Raw genomic sequence first — 16188 nt, forward strand, 5'->3', positions numbered from 1 at the left:
CTCCTTCGTTGATCTTCGAACTTTGACTTCAGTCTGTTGTGGACGCCCCGGCCGGCGCGAACCGGCGGAGCACCAGGTACACCTGGCATCCGAGGCAGTAGCCGAACACCGCGTTGAGCAGTGCCGCCGCCAGGGCGAAGGCGTTGGCCACGATGCCGAGAGTGGTCAGGTCTGCCGCGTAGCCGATGGTGGCCACGAGGGTGAAGACGAAGCCCACTCCTTGCGAGAAGCGAACGGGTGCGGGGTCCTCGCGCTCTTCCGGGGCGACCGGTGCGAGCTTGGGCTGCACCGTGGTCCGGTACAGCGCGCCCCACGGGTTGAGCTGCATTCCGATGAACGCGCACAGACCGAACAGAACCATCTGGGCCGCCATGACACGCCAGCTCGTGGTGATCAGGCCCAACGCGAGGATGACGCTGGTCATCGCTGCGGTGAACCTGACCCCGCGTGGGTCGAGCGTCGTGACTGACATCTTTCGGAGGCCTCCTGACGATGTGGACTGGGTCTGCCGAGTCCGTCAGGCGGTGGGCGCGCGCCGGCGAGGGTCATGAGGGCATGACGAGGCCGTGCTTGGAACGCGTACTACCGCCCGGTCAGTGCCATCAACACAGGCTGCTACCCACGCGGCAGAGATCAACCGCGCGCCTTCGGGTCAGCAGTACATGCACGAGTCGGAGGTTACCCGGATAGACCGATCGCCGGGAAGAACGTTCATACAGTGGGATGCGTGGCGGTCACGACAGGTGCGGTTCGATCGCCTCGGCGAGGGCCTGGGGGCGGGGGACGCCGCCGACGCGGAACAGCTCGCGGCCGGCGCGGTCCAGGACCAGCGTCGTCGGGGTGCTGTGGACGCGCAGCGGCGTGGACCACTCGGGGTGGTCGGTGAGGTCGACCTCGACGTGCCGGACCTGGTCGTTCTTGCCCGCGAAGTCCGCGAGCAGGATGCGCGCGTGCCGGCACGGCTGGCAGAAGGTGGTCGACAGCTGCAGCAGCGTCACCTCCGCGTCCGGTTCCGGGGCGTCGGCGAGCCGCTGCTTGAGCCCGTCCGGGAAGTTGTCGGTCACGATCTCCCCACCCCCGCCGCTGCGCACCTTGCCCTGCCGGGCCTGCCACACCAGCCCGATCACCAGCGCCAGCGGAACGACGATCAGCAGCGCGATCAGTCCTGGGCTCATCCCGTGGTCACCCCGCTTCCGCTGATCGTCACGTTCTCCGCGGTGCCCTCGATGACCAGCGCGCCGCGTTCCGCGCGCACCGCCGTGGGCTGCACCTCGAACGGCAGCATGCCCGGGTCGAGGGTGGTGTTGAACTGCTTGAGCACCGACTGCTCGAAGATCGGCGGCAGGTCGATCGGGCCCAGCGCGCTGTTGTTGAGCTCCAGCTTGCGCGGCTCGATCTCCATCTTGCCGTTGACCAGCGACAGCACCGCGATCACCCGGACCTTGTTGTCCGAGCCGGCGATGTTGACGGTGCCGTCGAGCTGCACCAGCGCCCGCTGGTCCTCGCCGCCCTCGGCCAGCCGCTTGTCGGCCTCGCTGACGTTGCCGTCGTCGTCGGCCAGCGCGTCCGGGGCGGCCGGTTCGATGGTCAGGTCCTGGATGCCGATCAGCCGCGCCACGTCGGAGGCCTTCAGCTTCACCCGGCCCACCAGCTGATCGACCGTGAACTGGTCGGCGGTACCGGCGATGACCTGGGAGGTCGCGACCTTCGCGCCGTGCAGGTCGGCCTCGATGCCCACCTCGTTGAACGGGCCGACCGGCACCGCGTTGGCCACCAGCTGCACGTCGCGGTAGTTGCCGGCCACGACCTGGGTGAGGAACGGGAAGCCGTTGATCGAGACTTCGGGTTGCTCCGGCAGCTTGAGCTGCTGGGCCACCTTCTTCGACACCTGGTACTCGGCGACCGCGGCCGAGCCGAAGTCGGCGGCGACCAGGAGACCGATGACGATGACGAGGGAGATCGCGAGCTTCTTCACTCCGCGCTGTCCGTTCTGTCGGGGCGCCGGGGGCCCTACCGGTCACGATCGGGTGGCTCCACCATATCCACCGCCCATGCCGCGATCCGGTCCACCAGCTCCGGAGTGGTCGAGCTCTCCGCGTGCCGCATGCCCTCGACCAGCCAGAACTCCGCGTCCGCCGCGTCCGCCAGGGCGCGCGCGTCGGCCGGTGGGAAGTAGTGATCCTCCGCACCGTGCACGATCAGCCGCGGGATCTCCACGCGGGTGGCGAGCTCGATCGGCGACACCGGAACCCGAGGCCACGGGCCCGCCAGCCGCACGCCGAGCAGCCGCGCGCTCAACCGGCCGTGGGGTTGTTCGAGCAGCCAGTGCACCCTGCGCATCGCAGGTGTCTCGCGGACGAACCAGCGGGCCGGGCTGCTCACCGAGATCACCGCGTCCGGCGGGGTGCCCAGCGCGGCCTGGCGGAGGACGACGGATCCGCCCAGCGAAAACCCGATCGTGGCGACGCGTTCGCACCCCACCGACCGCAGGTGCGCGACGGCGACGTCGACGTCCATCGCCTCGTTCGGCCCCACGGTGGTCCGGCCGCCGGAGCGGCCGTGGCCGCGGAAGTCCGTCGCCAGCACCGGCCCGTGCGTCGCCAGCCGCTCCAGGACCGCGCGCACGCTGGGCTTCCGGACGTGGTTGGTGAAGCCGTGGCCGACGACGAAACCCAGCGGCGCGGGCAGTCCGGGACCGGGGTGCAGCACGCCGCGCAGCCGGGTCCCGTCTTCCGCGCGCAACGTGACGGGGCGATCGCGAAACACGCCTGAAACACGGGGTCGGCTGCCGTTCACAAATGTGATGCCCTCGGTTGGACCTGGGTTTTTCCACCGCATGTCGGTTATTCTCCTTGCCATCCACAGGCAACGACGCCGAGTCATCCGACCACCGCGGGTGATGACCACCGATGGCCGTCGGCTGTTCCGCCTGGAGATGGAGGCCCCAGATGAGCTCCGAACTGCTCCTGTTGACCGGTGAATCCGACTGCGACGCTGTCCTGCCCTCGCTGGCGCTGCTGCCGCATCGGGTCCGAATCCTCCCCGCAGACCCCGGAGCCATCCTCTCGGGCGGTGCCCACGACGTCGTCATCGTCGACGCCCGCACCGATCTGGCCGGGGCCCGCGACCTGTGCCGCCTGCTCGCCGCCGGCGACGTCCCGGTGATCGCCCTGATCAACGAGGGCGGCCTGGTGACGGTCAGCGCCGAGTGGGGAGTCGACGACATCCTGCTGCCGAGCACCGGCCCGGCCGAGATCGACGCCCGGCTGCGGCTGCTGGTCTCCCGCCGCAGCAGCGCCTCCGCCAGCGGCGACGGCTCGCTGAGCGTCGGTGACCTGGTGATCGAGGAGGCCACCTACACGGCGCGGCTGCGCGGCCGCGCGCTCGAGCTGACCTACAAGGAGTTCGAGCTGCTGAAGTTCTTGGCCAACCACGCCGGCCGGGTGTTCACCCGCGCCCAGCTGCTGCAGGAGGTCTGGGGCTACGACTTCTTCGGCGGCACCCGCACCGTGGACGTCCACGTCCGGCGGCTGCGCGCCAAGCTCGGCCCGGAGCACGACTCGATGATCGGGACCGTGCGCAACGTCGGCTACAAGTTCGTCCGCCCGAACCGCGGCGGCTCGTCCTCGCCGCTGGCCAACGAGGTCGCCGAGGAGGCCGTTGCCGAGCCGGCGGACCTGCGGAGCGTCAACGCGTAACGCCGAGACCAACTACTCGAAGCCCCCGGTCCTCGGAACGGGGGCTTCGTCGTGCTCGGGTGGGTAGGGTCGTGGGCGTGCAGCTGACTTGGCGGAACGGACTGGACGACGGCGAGACGGCCGAGGTGATGGGCCTGCTCGAGGAGACTGAGAAGGCCGACGGCGTCGCGCCGGTCGGCGAGCACGTGCTCCTGCGGCTCAAGGCCCACCGCGACGTGGTCCACCAGATCGAGCCGGTGCAGGCCGACGTGCGCTCCGAGCACTTCATCCTGCGCGACTCCGGTGGCGCGCTGATCGGGTACGCGCACCTGGACACCGAGCACGAGGCGGGAGCGGGCCAGCTGGTCGCCGAGCTCGCCGTCCACCCGGAGCGCCGGGGGAAGGGCGCGGGTGCCCGGCTCGTCGAGGCGCTGCTGGAGCGCGCCGAGCTCGGCACCGAACCCGACGCCGACACCGGGCGGCTGCGGATCTGGTCGCACGGCGAGCACCCGGGCGCGGTGCGGCTGGCCGAGCGCTACGGCTTCCACCGGCCGCGCGAGCTGTGGCGGATGGGTCGTGAGCTCGCCGAGCCCGAGCTGCCCGAGCTGCCCGAGGTGCAGCTGCCGGAGGGCGTGGCGATTCGCACCTTCCGGCCGGGCGAGGACGAGGCCGACGTGGTGCGGGTCAACCACCGCGCGTTCGTCTGGCACCCGGAGCAGGGCGACATGACCGAGCAGGACGTGCGCACCAAGGAGCGCGAGGACTGGTTCGACCCGGCGGGCTTCTTCCTCGCCGTCGACGCGGCCGGTGAGCTGCTCGGGTTCCACTGGACGAAGGTGCACCCCGACGGGACCGGTGAGGTCTACGTCGTCGGGGTCGATCCGCAGGCGCAGGGCGGTGGCCTGGGCAAGTCACTGACCGTGGCCGGATTGCGCCACCTGCGAGACACTGGGCGTAGTCGGGTCGTACTCTACGTCGAGGCTGACAACGTTCCCGCGGTGAAGGTCTACCAGCGTCTGGGCTTCGCCAAGTTGGACAGCGACGTGCAATTCGGACGCTGATCCGAGAATGCGCTGAGTCACGGAGAGACTGGAACGTGGACGTCCCGTTCGCCCGTTGGAATGTGGCCCCGCTTACTTAGCGTGCCTTGTTCACTTCGCGTTCACTTGGATGGCGAGGGGCGTCCACTCTCGCTCCTTAGCGTCGGGCCCAAGCGGCGAAAAGCACGAGCGTGCGCGCTCAGCCGCGCCCCGCAAGCTTGTCCCTTGGGTGGAGGAACGAAGTGAGAATCAAGCGGCACTCCGCTGCGTTGGCCGTCGTCGCCGCGGGCGCGCTCGTGCTCGCCGGCTGCGGTTCGGACCAGAACGTCCCGCAGGGCGGCGGAAACCCGGCCCTCGACAGTCTGCAGGTCAACTGCGGCACCAAGCCCGTCTCCGGCGAGGGCTCCTCGGCGCAGAAGAACGCGGTCGACGTCTTCGCCCGCGACTACGGCCTCAAGTGCGCTGGTCAGACCGTGAACTACACCAAGTCCGGTTCCGGCAAGGGCGTCGCCGCCTTCACCGCCGGCCAGATCGACTTCGGTGGTTCGGACTCCGCGCTGAAGGAGGAGAAGGGCGAGGTCGCCAAGGCCGCCGAGCGCTGCCAGGGCAACCCGGCCTGGAACCTGCCGATGGTGTTCGGCCCCATCGCGATCTCCTACAACCTCCCGGGCGTCTCCGACCTGACCCTCAACCCCGACGTGATCAGCAAGATCTACAAGGGTGAGATCAAGAAGTGGGACGACCCGGCGATCAAGGCGCTGAACCCCAACGCGCAGCTGCCGGCGATCGACATCGTGCCGTTCTTCCGCTCGGACGAGTCGGGCACCACCGAGAACTTCCAGAAGTACCTCAAGACCGCCACCGGCGGCGCGTTCTCCGGTGAGGGCAAGACCTTCCAGGGCGGCCAGGGCGTCGGCCAGGGCCGCGACGGCTCCGACCAGGTCGCGCAGTCGGTCAAGGCGACCGAGGGCGGCTTCACCTACGTCGAGTGGTCCTTCCCGAAGAACCTGGGCCTGGGCATCGCCAAGATCGACAGCGGCGCCGGCCCGGTCGAGCTCAACACCGCCAACGTCGGCAAGGCCATCGAGGGCGCCAAGCTCGAGGGCGAAGGCCACGACCTGAAGGTCGACCTCGAGTCGATCTACGGCAACAAGTCCGCGGGCGTCTACCCGATCGTGCTGAACACCTACGAGATCGTCTGCTCGAAGGGTTACGACCCGGAGACCGCCAAGGCGGTCAAGGCGTTCCTGACGGTGGCGGCCAACGCCAACCCGCAGGAGCTCGAGAAGGCGGGCTACGTCCCGCTGCCCGAGGCCTTCAAGGGCAAGGTCCTGGAAGCCGTCAACGCAATCTCGTGAGCGTGACCGGGCCCGCTCGAACCCCGGGCGGGCCCCTGGTCAAACGGAGAAGATGAGAGGCTGCAAACAGCAGTGACCGACTCGACGAGAGCTGACACGCGCCCCGCGGACACCACCGGTGCCCAGCGGGGCGCTTCGGCGCATTCCGGACCGGAGGCTCCCATTTCCGCTCCAGAGAAAACAGCGGGCAAAACCTCCCGCCTCGGGGACAAGGTGTTCTCCTCGCTCGCCACCGCGTCCGGGGCGTTCGTGGTGGCGGTGATCGCGGCGATCGCGATCTTCCTGCTGATCCGCGCGGTTCCGGCGCTGCAGGTGAACCAGGTGAACTTCCTGCTCAGCCGGGAATGGGACACCAAGGACCCGAGCAACATGAGCTTCGGGATCATCGACCTCGCCTGGATCACCGTGGCGAGCTCCCTGGTGGCCCTGGCGATCGCGATGCCGCTGTCCGGTGGCATCGCGCTGTTCCTCACCCGGTACGCGCCGCGGAGCCTGGCCCGCCCGTTCGCCTACATCGTCGACCTGCTGGCAGCGGTGCCCTCGGTCGTCTACGGCCTCTGGGGCTTCCTGGTGCTGGGCCCGTTCCTCAAGCCGGTGTCGAACTGGCTGAACGGAACGCTCGGCTGGATCCCGATCTTCGGCCAGGGCAACATCGCGCAGGTCGACTCCGGCGCGAACGTGTTCACCGCGGGCATCGTGCTCGCGGTGATGATCATCCCGACGATCACCGGTGTGACCCGCGAAGTTTTCGCGCGCACCCCGGACGCGCAGATCGAGGGTGCGCTGGCGCTCGGCGCGACCCGCTGGGAGGTCATCAAGACCACGGTGTGGCCCTTCGGCCGCAACGGCTTCGTGGGCGGTTCGATGCTCGGTCTCGGCCGCGCGCTGGGCGAGACGATGGCGCTGACCATCATCCTGAGCGGCACCTCCGCGCCCCCCGGGTACAGCATCTTCGACAGCGGGGCGACCTTCGCCTCCAAGATCGCCCTCGGGTCCGCGGAGTTCAACAACAACCTGCAGGTCGGGGCCTACATCTCGGCCGGTCTGGTGCTGTTCATCATCACCTTCGCAGTCAACGCGATCGCGCGCTGGATCGAGAGTGCGGCCGGCGCTAAGGGGAAGTCATGAGGACCGACGCTGCCGACGTGGAGCAGCTCGCAACCGCGCCGGCCTTCCAGAGCATCGGCTTCGGCCGGAAGTTCAAGGACAACCTGGCCACCGTCCTGTTCGCGGCGGCCTTCGTGATCGCGGTCATCCCGCTGCTGTGGGTCCTGTGGACGCTGCTGGAACGCGGCCTCCAGCCCATCCTCAGCGCCGACTGGTGGTCGCACTCGTTCAAGGGCCTGCTGCCCACCGACTTCGGCGGCGGCATCTACCACGCCCTGGTCGGCACCGTCTTCGAAGGCCTGGTCTGCCTGATCTTCGCGGTCCCGCTGGGCGTGATGGTCGCCGTGTTCCTGGTCGAGTACGGCCAGCAGTCGAAGCTGGCCAAGGCCGCCACCTTCATGGTGGACATCCTCAGCGGTCTGCCCTCGATCGTGGCCGGCCTGTTCATCTACGCGCTGTGGATCACCACCTTCGGCATGACCCGCAGCGGTTTCGCGGTGGCGCTGGCGCTGCTGCTGCTGATGCTGCCGGTCGTGGTCCGGGTCACCGAGACGATGCTGCTGATCGTGCCGAATGAGCTGCGCGAGGCGGCCTACGCGCTGGGCCTGCCGAAGTGGAAGACGATCGTGCGGATCGTGCTGCCGACCGCGCTGTCCGGCATCGTCACCGGCGTCATGCTCGGCCTGGCGCGCGTGCTCGGTGAAACAGCACCACTGCTGATCCTGGTCGGGTACTCCTCGGCGATCAACTTCGACCTCTTCCGCGGGGAGATGGCGTCGCTGCCGCTGACCATCTTCATGGAGCGCAGCACCGGAACCATGGCCGGCGACTACCGGATGTGGGGGGCGGCGCTGACCCTCGTGATCGTCATCATGCTGATCAACCTTGCCGCGACCGGTCTGTCCAAGATCTTCGCGATCAAGACCAAGTAGGGACTTTCGAAATGGCCAAGCGTCTCGACATCAAAGACCTGAACCTGCACTACGGCAAGTTCCACGCCGTGCAGGACGTGACCCTGCAGGTGCCCGCCCGCAGCGTCACCGCTTTCATCGGTCCCTCCGGTTGCGGCAAGTCCACCGTGCTGCGATCGCTGAACCGGATGCACGAGGTCATCCCCGGTGCCCGCGTCGAGGGCAAGGTGATGCTCGACGGCGAGGACATCTACGCCGACAATGTCGACCCGGTGCAGGTCCGCAAGACCATCGGCATGGTCTTCCAGCGGGCCAACCCGTTCCCCACCATGTCCATCCGGGACAACGTGGTGGCCGGGCTGAAGCTGGCGGGCGAGAAGAACAAGGCGCAACTCGACGAGATCGCCGAGAAGGCGCTGCGCGGCGCGAACCTGTGGGAAGAGGTCAAGGACCGGCTGAACAAGCCGGGCGGCGGCCTCTCCGGCGGTCAGCAGCAGCGGCTGTGCATCGCCCGCGCCATCGCGGTGCGCCCCGACGTGCTGCTGATGGACGAGCCGTGCTCCGCGCTCGACCCGATCTCGACCCTGGCGATCGAAGACCTGATCTCGCACCTCAAGCAGGACTACACGATCGTCATCGTCACCCACAACATGCAGCAGGCCGCCCGCGTCAGCGACCAGACCGCGTTCTTCAACCTGCGCGCGGTCGGCGAGCCCGGTCAGCTCGTGGAGATCGACGAGACCGGCAAGATCTTCTCCAACCCCACCCAGAAGGCCACGGAGGACTACATCTCCGGCCGCTTCGGCTGATCTTGTTCTTCTGCTCCAACTGAAAACTACTCTGTGGTCTCTGTGCTTGGCGGTGCCAGAAGCGGAACCTCAGACGCCTTCTGGCTCCGGGATCCGAGTTCCGAGACTGATGTATGCCAATACACGGCGCTACGGCTGTCCTCCCCAGAAGACGTCTGAGAACCCGCGGCGGTGCCAGTTGCTCAGGTGGGGCAAGGAGAAAGCGACTTCGTCGCTTGCCTGACGTCTGCTGGCTTCAAAAAGAGCGGGGCTTCCCTCGGGAAGCCCCGCTTTTCGTGGTCCCGTCACGTCGGTAGTTCGTCGGCTACCGAGGAGATGAAGGCGCTGGAGTCCTTGGGGGTGAGGGCGCTGGTGCAGACCTGCTCGAAGGCCTTGAGGTAGTCGGCCGTGTCGGCTGCTTTGTCCAGGAAGCGGGAGTTGGCGGAGTCGCCGAGGTGGACGACCTGCGGGTCGGCCTCGTTGGCGAAGGAGAACACCGCGGCGCGGTCGCCCATCAGCGGGTGGCCGCCGACGTGGAACGGCAGGACCTGGATGGTGACGTTGCGCCGGTAGCCCAGCAGCACCAGGTGCTCCAGCTGCTGCCGCATCACGCCCGGTCCGCCGACGCGGCGCCGCAGCGCGGACTCGTCGAGCACCGCCCACAGCTCCAGCGGCTGCTCGCCCAGCAGCCGCTGCTGCCGCGTGGAGACGACCTTGAGGCGTTCGGCGATCTCGTCGTCGGTGAACACCTGCGAGTCCGAGGTCAGCAGCGCGCGCGTGTAGGCGGTGGTCTGCAGCAGCTCGGGCAGCGGGTCGCTGCCGAAGCAGCTGACGGCCTTCGCGGAGGTCTCCAGGCCGAGGTAGGTCTGCAGGCCCGGTCGCTGCGCGGTGCTCGGGTACTGCTGCCACCAGCCGCGCTGCTTGGAGTCCTGGGCCAGGTCGACGAGCGCTTCGAGCTGATCACCGGTGGCGCCGTAGAACTCGGCCATCAGGCGCACGTCGGAGGTGCGCACCGGTACGCGGCCCAGCTCGATCTGGCTGATCTTGCCCTGCGAGCAGTCCAGGTGGGCGGCGACCTCCCGGTGCGTGCGGCCGGCGATCTCGCGGAGGCGCCGCAGTTCACTGCCCAGTCGACGTCGGTGCACGGTCGGACTCTTACCCACCGAGCACCTCATCGGTACGAGTTCGGTCGCTTCTCACCCGAAAGAGGATGGCACACGATGATCACAACATCGAGTACTGAGACCGACTATTAGTACTTTCCGCACGAGATCACAGGTGACCAGCGGAAACCGATCAACGGGACGGCATCTTTCCGGTCACGATGAACTCGACCCGGCGGGCGACCGCGACCGCGTGGTCGGCGAAGCGCTCGTAGAAGCGGCCCAGCAGCGTCACGTCGACGGCCGTGGCCACGCCGTGCTCCCAGTCGGGGCTCATCAGCACGGTGAACAGGTGCCGGTGCAGGTCATCCATCTCGTCGTCGACCTCGTCCAGCAGCCGCGCGGCCTCGACGTCCTGGGTGCGGATCACGGTGCTGACCTGGTTGGCCAGCTTCACCGCGATGCGGCCCATCTCGGCGAAGTAGGCGGAGACGTCGCCCGGCAGCACCGCGTTCGGGTGGCGGCGGCGTGCGGCCTTGGCGACGTGCAGGGCCAGGTCGCCCATCCGCTCCATGTCCTCGGCGGCGTGGATGGTGGCGATGACGCTGCGCAGGTCACCGGCGACCGGGGCCTGCAGGGCCAGCAGCCCGAAGGCGTACTCCTCGGCGCGCGAGCGGGCCTCGTCGACCAGCGCGTCCTCGTCGATGACCTGCTCGGCCAGGCTCAGATCGGCCTCCAGGAGCGACTTGGTGGCGCGCTCCATCGCCGTCCCGACCATCGCGGACATGGAGGCGAGAACGTCGGTGAGCATGCCTAGTTGTTCCTGGTAGACCTCGCGCATGTCACCCAGCGTACTTCCCCGCGGAATCGGACAGAATGACCTGTGATGAACCGGCGGTGAACTCGACGTGATGGACGAGCCCGGATCCGAGTGGAACCGCAGGTCAGCCGCAGGTGTTGGTTCCGGCGTTCACGGTCGACAGGTCACCCGGCAGCGACGGGTCAGCGGGCTGCTGGTGCAGCGTCCGGCCCACCCCAGCGGCCCCGCCGGAACCGCCCGCTCCGCCGGTCGGCGCGGACTGGGCGGCCTGCTGCGGAGCTGCGTCGGTGGTCACCGGGGCGCCGTCGATCATCGACTGGAACAGGGCCTTCGAGGCGTCTTCTCGGAGGACCTCCATGCCCTGCTCGTTGGCGTAGCCGGTGGTCGGGACCGTCACGAAGGTGACCTTGCTCGGGTCCAGGCCCTGCAGCTGCTGGCCGAGGTCGATCAGCCGGTCGGCGCCGATGTTGTCGCCGAAGGTGTTGGCGCTGACGGCCTTGACGAAGTCGCTGAGCTTGCGCGGGTCCAGCAGCACCTGGCTGGACATGGTCTTGCGCAGCAGCGACGACAGGAACATCTGCTGGCGCTGCATCCGGCCGTAGTCCGAGGTCGGGTCGCCCTTGACGTGCCGGGCGCGGACGTAGGTCAGGGCCTGGTCGCCGGTGAGGTTGTGCCGCCCGGCCTCGGGGATGACCGTGCCCAGCGTGGAGTCCACCACCGGCATCTCGGTGCAGATCTCGACGCCGTGCACCGCGTCGACCATCGACTTGAAGCCGTTGAAGTCGATGCCCAGGAAGCTGTCCATCCGCAGGCCGGAGACCTGCTGGATGACCTTGGTGGTGCACAGCGGGCCGCCGACCGCGTAGGCCTCGTTGAGCCGCGCGCCCTTCTTGGCGGGCACGACCTCGTTGCCGTACTTGCCGGTCTTGGAGTCCCAGCGCTGGCAGGCGGGCATGTCCACCTGCAGGTCGCGCGGGAACGACACCAGGATCACGCGGCTCCGGTCGGCCGGGATGTGGGCGATCATCGTGGTGTCCGAGCGCGCGCCGGGCTCGTCGGTCTCGGAGCCGACGCCGTCGGCGGCGCTGGCGCCCGCGCGGGTGTCGGATCCGATCATCAGGAAGTTCTGGTCGCCGGCCTGACCGGCGACGTCCTTGATGTCGCTGGAGTTCGGGTCCAGCGCCAGCACCGCGGGCGGGCCGAACAGCGTGGTGGCGCCCCAGGCGAAGCCCAGCGACAGGAACACGGTCAGCGACGCGGCCACCGCCACGGCCATCACGATCAGGTGCGTGCGGCGCTTGCGCTGCTTCTTCTTCCACTCGACGCGGGACCCGCCGCCGCGGTCCTCGTGGAAGTCGAACGGCATGTCGCTGCCGAGCTCGGGTTCCTTCTTGTTGCCGGGCAGCCACGCGTAGCGCTTGCGGCGCTTGGCCTCCTCGGCGGCGATCTCGTCGTGCACTGCGGAGAACCGGGCGAGGGTGAGGTCGATCTGCTCGATGTCGTTCTTGCGCTCTTCGGCGTCGTCGAGGTCCTCGCCGCCGATCGCGGCTTCATCGTCGAACTCGTCGAGCTCGGAGTAGCCGTCGGCGGGCGCCACGATCGCCGTCTCCTCGGCCCGCTCGACCGGCGGCGGTTTCGGCTTGCCGGGGCGCGCCTGCTCCTGCGGAGCGGCCGGCGCCTGGGCAGCCGCGGCGGGGACGCGCGGGTGCTGCGTGGTGGCGTCGAGGTCGGCAGGCGGGCGAGTGGGGTTCGGGCGTGGGGTGCGGCCGGACGGCGGGGACACCCGCTGCGGAGCATCGGTGCTCAGCGCCTGGCTGATCCGGGTGGCCTCCTCGCCGGGCGGCTCGGGGTTGCGCCGGGCGGGACGCGCGGCGGCGCCACCGGCGAACGCGGCGGCGGCACCCGGAGCGGCGGGCGGAGGCGGGGCGGGCCGCGGGTTGCGGCCGGACGGCGGGGACACCGGGCCGGCGGGCGGCTGCTGCACCGGGCGGGGGCCGGTGCTCGGCGGCGTCCAGCCGGCCGGGGGCGCCGGGTTGTTCGGCGGAGCCGGCGGCGTGGGCATCGGGCGGCTCGGCGGCGCCTGCCGGGGGCGGCGGCCGGACGGTTCGGGGGACGTCCACCCCTGCGGGGGTTCCGGCGGTGCCTGCGGAGCGGCCCGGCGGGGGCCGGTCTGCGGGGCCTGAGGCGTCGACGGTGCCTGCGGTTCAGCGGCGCGGCGGTGGCCGGAGGTGCCCGGGCTCTTGCCGTGCTTGGACAGCAGGTCGATCACGCGGGTGCCACCCGTGCCGTCCTCGGACAGCGCACGTCGGCGACGTCCGGAACCAGTTGCCGAACCGGTGGCATCGGCGTCCTCGTCGGGGCGGGTACGCCGGTGCCCGAAGTCGCCATGCCGGGGGTCTTGCGGCACGCGTGTTCCCTCCCAACCTGCCTCAGTCATCGTTCTGGAATCGTGCTGACGCGCTCGATACTCCCCGACATGTATCGCGTGGCGCCTCGGAGATAGTACGGCGGATCGCCCGAACTGACGATAGCGCCGACAATTTCTTCACAATCGGTGCACGATCCTACCGCCCGGCTCGTCTGTTGCGACTAGCCGTGCTAAGCCAGATGACCGGTATGTTCAAAAGCCGAATGCACCCTGTGCTCTCGCGTGATCGCCATCAGTAACCGGCGGCTTTTCGCCCCGTTTCGGTGACGCGGCCCGCAGCCGCCCCGGCCAACCGGACTTCGGCGCCCCTCCGGTAGGCGACGGCGTTCCGGCCGGCGCGCTTGGCCGCGTACAGCAGCGCGTCGGACGAGATCAACTGCTGCTCGCCGGAAACGTGCCCGCCGACGCCCTGCTCGTGCGCGACGCCGATGCTGATCGTCACACCGAGCCCGGGAGCCATGCCCTCCCACCGGAAGTGCTCCACCCGCTGCCGGGCCGCCTCGCACACCTGCACCGCCGAGTTGGGCAGGATGTGCGGCAGCACCAGCACGAACTCCTCGCCGCCGTAGCGGGCGCAGAACGCCCCGTCCGGCAGCGCTTCCTGCAGCAGGTCGACGACGCGCTGCAGCACCCGGTCCCCGAACAGGTGCCCGTAGCTGTCGTTGACCAGCTTGAACCAGTCCAGGTCGATCAGCGCCACGGCCAGTCCCTCGCCGGTCATGCCGTTCTCGGCGACCAGGTCCGCGAGCCGTTCGTCGAGGTAGCGACGGTTGTAGCTGGCGGTGAGGCTGTCCCGGAGGCTCTCCTCGCGGGCCTTGGCGTGCTCCCTGCGCAGCAGTTCGACCTCGCTGCGCAGCTGCTCGGGCACCGCGGGCTTGTCCGACGACATCATGTCCAGCGCGGACCTCAGGTGGTGGTAGGCCTGCCGCCACTGGCCCCGGGAGGCCAGCAGGCGTGCGATGGACTCGTGCAGTTCTGCCATGCCCGTGCCGTTGGCCAGTTCCTCACGGCTGCGGGGCGTGGGCGGTTGCGGCACGTCCCCGCGGCCGGAGTGCGGGTCCTGCCCGGCGAATCCGTTGCGGATCATGTCGACCACCTCCCGTCCGCGCTGTCCTCGATCTGACGGAACGATCATGCCGGTTGGACTCGCCCCGTGCCTCGGTTCGCGCGATCGGGTGATGTGTTGGCGAAGCGAGACCGAGCCTTCGGCTCCTAGGTGTGTACCGGTCGGAGGGGCGGGTGTGGAAGTGAAACGGTCCGGACCCACCCGCACGGACGAGCAAACCAGTGTCAGTTTCATATCACCGGCCCGCAACAGGATCGAAGTGGCATCGGTCGCGCGGCCGCATCGGGTTGTGGGGGCGGTTTTCGGTTATCGGGGACAGGGTGCGAAGCCGAACGTCCGCCCGTCGAGGACCACGAGGTGTTGTGACCCGATCTGATGACCGGTGGCGCTGCCGTTCGCGCGGGTGGTGACCTCGACGCCGATCGCCCAGATCTCACCGCGCGGAACCACGCCGTCGGCGGCGAATCCGGGATCGGGGCGCAGCGTGCTCCAGGCGGGGTCCAGGCGGACGGTGAGATCGCCGAGCTCGCACGTGCTGTCGACGAAATCGGGGTGCTGCGTGCGGCGGAAGAACTCCTGCTGCGCCTGCGGTCCCGCCGCCGCTGCGGCGTTGTTGTCGGCGAAGTAGCCGCGGAAGTCCGGTTGCCGCGGTGCCTCAGCGCATCCGGACGCGGCCAGGCAAGCGGCGGCGAGCAGCGGCCAGACCACTCGCACGGGTCAGCCGCCGCTGGAGTCGATCTCCGCGCCGCTGGGCACGGTCGCGTCGTCGGGGTCGTCCAGCCAGCCTTCCGGCAGTACGACCTTGCCCGCCGAACCCTGCCGCCCGCGCGGCCCCTCGGCATCGCTGGGGAACGGCACGTCCGGGTCGAGCTGGGCCAGCAGGTCGTCGAGCTGCGCGAGGCTGGAGACGAGCCCGAAGCCCTGCCGCAGGTCCGATCCCACCGGGAATCCGCGCAGGTACTGCGACATGTGCTTGCGCAGGTCCCGAAGGCCCTTCTCCTCGCCCATGTGGTCGGCGAGCAGCTCGGCGTGCCGCCGCAGCACTCGCGAGACCTCGCCCAGGTTCGGGCCTTCCGGAACGGGCTGCCCGGTGAAGGCGGCCTGCAGGTCGCGGAACAACCACGGGCGCCCGAGGCAGCCGCGGCCGACGACCACGCCGTCGCAACCGGTTTCGTCCACCATCCGCAGCGCGTCGTCGGCGCTGAAGATGTCGCCGTTGCCCAGCACCGGGATCGAGGTGACGTGCTCCTTGAGCGTGCGGATCGCCGACCAGTCGGCGGTGCCGGAGTAGCGCTGCGAGGCGGTCCGGCCGTGCAGCGCGACCGCTGCGGCGCCCTCCTCCTCGGCGATGCGCCCGGCGTCGAGGTAGGTGATGTGCTCGTCGTCGATGCCGATGCGGAACTTGACGGTGACCGGGATCCCGGCGGGCTGGGCGGCTTCGACGGCGGCGCGCACGATGTCGCGGAACAGCCGCCGCTTGTACGGCAGCGCCGATCCGCCGCCCTTGCGGGTGACCTTGGGGACCGGGCAGCCGAAGTTCATGTCGACGTGGTCGGCGAGGTCCTCCTCGACGATCATGCGCACGGCCTTGCCCATCGTCACCGGGTCGACGCCGTAGAGCTGCATCGAGCGCGGGTGCTCGTCGGGGTCGAAGGTGATCATCTCGAGGGTCTTCGGGTGCCGTTCCACCAGCGCGCGGCTGGTGATCATCTCGCACACGTACAACCCGGCCCCGTACTCCCGGCACAGCCGCCGGAACGCGACGTTGGTGATCCCCGCCATCGGCGCGAGCACCACCGGCGGATCGACCTCGTTGGGTCCGATCCGCAGCGTCTTGGCGCCCGTGGCGGCGGGCAGGTCCAGAGCGGTCATCGCACCCATTGTCCCTGA

General features: G+C 69.3%; 17 protein-coding genes. 6 read left to right on the forward strand and 11 right to left on the reverse strand.

Annotation, left to right across the window (positions count from 1 at the left end; all coding sequences use genetic code 11):
- Positions 1–28: 28 nt before the first annotated feature.
- The 5 genes from R4I43_RS22535 to R4I43_RS22550 form a co-directional block, all read right to left on the reverse strand.
- Positions 29–472, reverse strand: a complete 444-nt coding sequence (locus R4I43_RS22535) for a DUF4395 domain-containing protein (RefSeq protein WP_324267669.1) — start codon at positions 470–472, stop codon at positions 29–31.
- A gap of 130 nt (positions 473–602) precedes the next feature.
- The gene (locus R4I43_RS34400) at positions 603–668 is read right to left on the reverse strand and encodes a putative leader peptide (RefSeq protein WP_363786369.1); all 66 of its coding nucleotides are present in this window, start codon (positions 666–668) and stop codon (positions 603–605) included.
- Between the two features lie 66 nt (positions 669–734).
- On the reverse strand, positions 735–1175 hold the full coding sequence (locus R4I43_RS22540) for a TlpA family protein disulfide reductase (protein ID WP_324267670.1): 441 nt from the start codon (positions 1173–1175) through the stop codon (positions 735–737).
- Positions 1172–1975 carry an LmeA family phospholipid-binding protein gene (locus tag R4I43_RS22545; RefSeq protein WP_324267671.1) on the reverse strand — a complete coding sequence of 268 codons (804 nt, stop codon included), beginning with the start codon at positions 1973–1975 and terminating at the stop codon, positions 1172–1174. Before R4I43_RS22545 ends, R4I43_RS22540 begins: the two co-directional genes overlap by 4 nt.
- A gap of 35 nt (positions 1976–2010) precedes the next feature.
- Positions 2011–2766 (reverse strand): alpha/beta hydrolase, encoded by a 756-nt coding sequence (locus R4I43_RS22550; protein ID WP_324267672.1) that lies wholly within the window; start codon positions 2764–2766, stop codon positions 2011–2013.
- Positions 2767–2948: 182 nt separating this feature from the next.
- Here R4I43_RS22550 and R4I43_RS22555 point away from each other — a divergent pair, with 182 nt between their 5' ends.
- The 6 genes from R4I43_RS22555 (at position 2949) to pstB (ending at position 8902) form a co-directional block, all read left to right on the forward strand.
- Positions 2949–3698 carry a winged helix-turn-helix transcriptional regulator gene (locus tag R4I43_RS22555; protein WP_324267673.1) on the forward strand — a complete coding sequence of 250 codons (750 nt, stop codon included), beginning with the start codon at positions 2949–2951 and terminating at the stop codon, positions 3696–3698.
- An 83-nt stretch (positions 3699–3781) separates the two neighbouring features.
- Complete coding sequence (gene mshD, locus R4I43_RS22560; RefSeq protein ID WP_407691299.1) at positions 3782–4738, forward strand: mycothiol synthase; 957 nt, start codon at positions 3782–3784, stop codon at positions 4736–4738.
- A 221-nt stretch (positions 4739–4959) separates the two neighbouring features.
- Positions 4960–6075 (forward strand): phosphate ABC transporter substrate-binding protein PstS, encoded by a 1116-nt coding sequence (gene pstS, locus R4I43_RS22565; RefSeq protein ID WP_324267674.1) that lies wholly within the window; start codon positions 4960–4962, stop codon positions 6073–6075.
- A gap of 213 nt (positions 6076–6288) precedes the next feature.
- Entirely contained in the window at positions 6289–7203 is a 915-nt protein-coding gene (pstC, locus tag R4I43_RS22570) for a phosphate ABC transporter permease subunit PstC (RefSeq protein ID WP_324267675.1), read from the forward strand.
- Complete coding sequence (gene pstA / locus R4I43_RS22575) at positions 7200–8114, forward strand: phosphate ABC transporter permease PstA (protein ID WP_324267676.1); 915 nt, start codon at positions 7200–7202, stop codon at positions 8112–8114. Before pstC ends, pstA begins: the two co-directional genes overlap by 4 nt.
- Before the next feature lie 11 nt (positions 8115–8125).
- Positions 8126–8902 (forward strand): phosphate ABC transporter ATP-binding protein PstB, encoded by a 777-nt coding sequence (pstB, locus tag R4I43_RS22580; RefSeq protein WP_324267677.1) that lies wholly within the window; start codon positions 8126–8128, stop codon positions 8900–8902.
- Positions 8903–9186: 284 nt separating this feature from the next.
- On the opposite strand, the gene R4I43_RS22585 is transcribed toward pstB, so the two are convergent.
- The 6 genes from R4I43_RS22585 to dusB form a co-directional block, all read right to left on the reverse strand.
- On the reverse strand, positions 9187–10044 hold the full coding sequence (locus R4I43_RS22585; RefSeq protein ID WP_324267678.1) for a helix-turn-helix domain-containing protein: 858 nt from the start codon (positions 10042–10044) through the stop codon (positions 9187–9189).
- Positions 10045–10177: 133 nt separating this feature from the next.
- On the reverse strand, positions 10178–10825 hold the full coding sequence (gene phoU, locus R4I43_RS22590) for a phosphate signaling complex protein PhoU (protein WP_324267679.1): 648 nt from the start codon (positions 10823–10825) through the stop codon (positions 10178–10180).
- A 103-nt stretch (positions 10826–10928) separates the two neighbouring features.
- Positions 10929–13241, reverse strand: coding sequence for an LCP family protein (locus R4I43_RS22595; protein WP_324267680.1), 2313 nt, complete (start codon positions 13239–13241; stop codon positions 10929–10931).
- A gap of 223 nt (positions 13242–13464) precedes the next feature.
- Complete coding sequence (locus R4I43_RS22600) at positions 13465–14319, reverse strand: GGDEF domain-containing protein (RefSeq protein WP_324267681.1); 855 nt, start codon at positions 14317–14319, stop codon at positions 13465–13467.
- Positions 14320–14604: 285 nt separating this feature from the next.
- Positions 14605–15012: a hypothetical protein gene (locus R4I43_RS22605; RefSeq protein WP_324267682.1), complete on the reverse strand. Its 408-nt coding sequence runs from the start codon at positions 15010–15012 to the stop codon at positions 14605–14607.
- A gap of 3 nt (positions 15013–15015) precedes the next feature.
- Positions 15016–16170: a tRNA dihydrouridine synthase DusB gene (gene dusB / locus R4I43_RS22610; protein WP_324267683.1), complete on the reverse strand. Its 1155-nt coding sequence runs from the start codon at positions 16168–16170 to the stop codon at positions 15016–15018.
- Positions 16171–16188: the final 18 nt, after the last annotated feature.

Source organism: Saccharopolyspora mangrovi (assembly GCF_035320975.1).
In the GTDB taxonomy this organism is placed as follows: Bacteria; Actinomycetota; Actinomycetes; order Mycobacteriales; family Pseudonocardiaceae; genus Saccharopolyspora; species Saccharopolyspora mangrovi.

Bases quoted from the DNA above. Each gene is read 5' to 3' on its own strand.
- R4I43_RS22600 (WP_324267681.1), bottom strand. From the start codon at position 14,319: ATGATCCGCAACGGATTCGCCGGGCAGGACCCGCACTCCGGCCGCGGG.
- dusB (WP_324267683.1), bottom strand. From the start codon at position 16,170: ATGACCGCTCTGGACCTGCCCGCCGCCACGGGCGCCAAGACGCTGCGG.
- R4I43_RS22595 (WP_324267680.1), bottom strand. From the start codon at position 13,241: ATGACTGAGGCAGGTTGGGAGGGAACACGCGTGCCGCAAGACCCCCGG.
- R4I43_RS22540 (WP_324267670.1), bottom strand. From the start codon at position 1,175: ATGAGCCCAGGACTGATCGCGCTGCTGATCGTCGTTCCGCTGGCGCTG.
- R4I43_RS22555 (WP_324267673.1), top strand. From the start codon at position 2,949: ATGAGCTCCGAACTGCTCCTGTTGACCGGTGAATCCGACTGCGACGCT.
- R4I43_RS22535 (WP_324267669.1), bottom strand. From the start codon at position 472: ATGTCAGTCACGACGCTCGACCCACGCGGGGTCAGGTTCACCGCAGCG.
- pstA (WP_324267676.1), top strand. From the start codon at position 7,200: ATGAGGACCGACGCTGCCGACGTGGAGCAGCTCGCAACCGCGCCGGCC.
- phoU (WP_324267679.1), bottom strand. From the start codon at position 10,825: ATGCGCGAGGTCTACCAGGAACAACTAGGCATGCTCACCGACGTTCTC.
- pstB (WP_324267677.1), top strand. From the start codon at position 8,126: ATGGCCAAGCGTCTCGACATCAAAGACCTGAACCTGCACTACGGCAAG.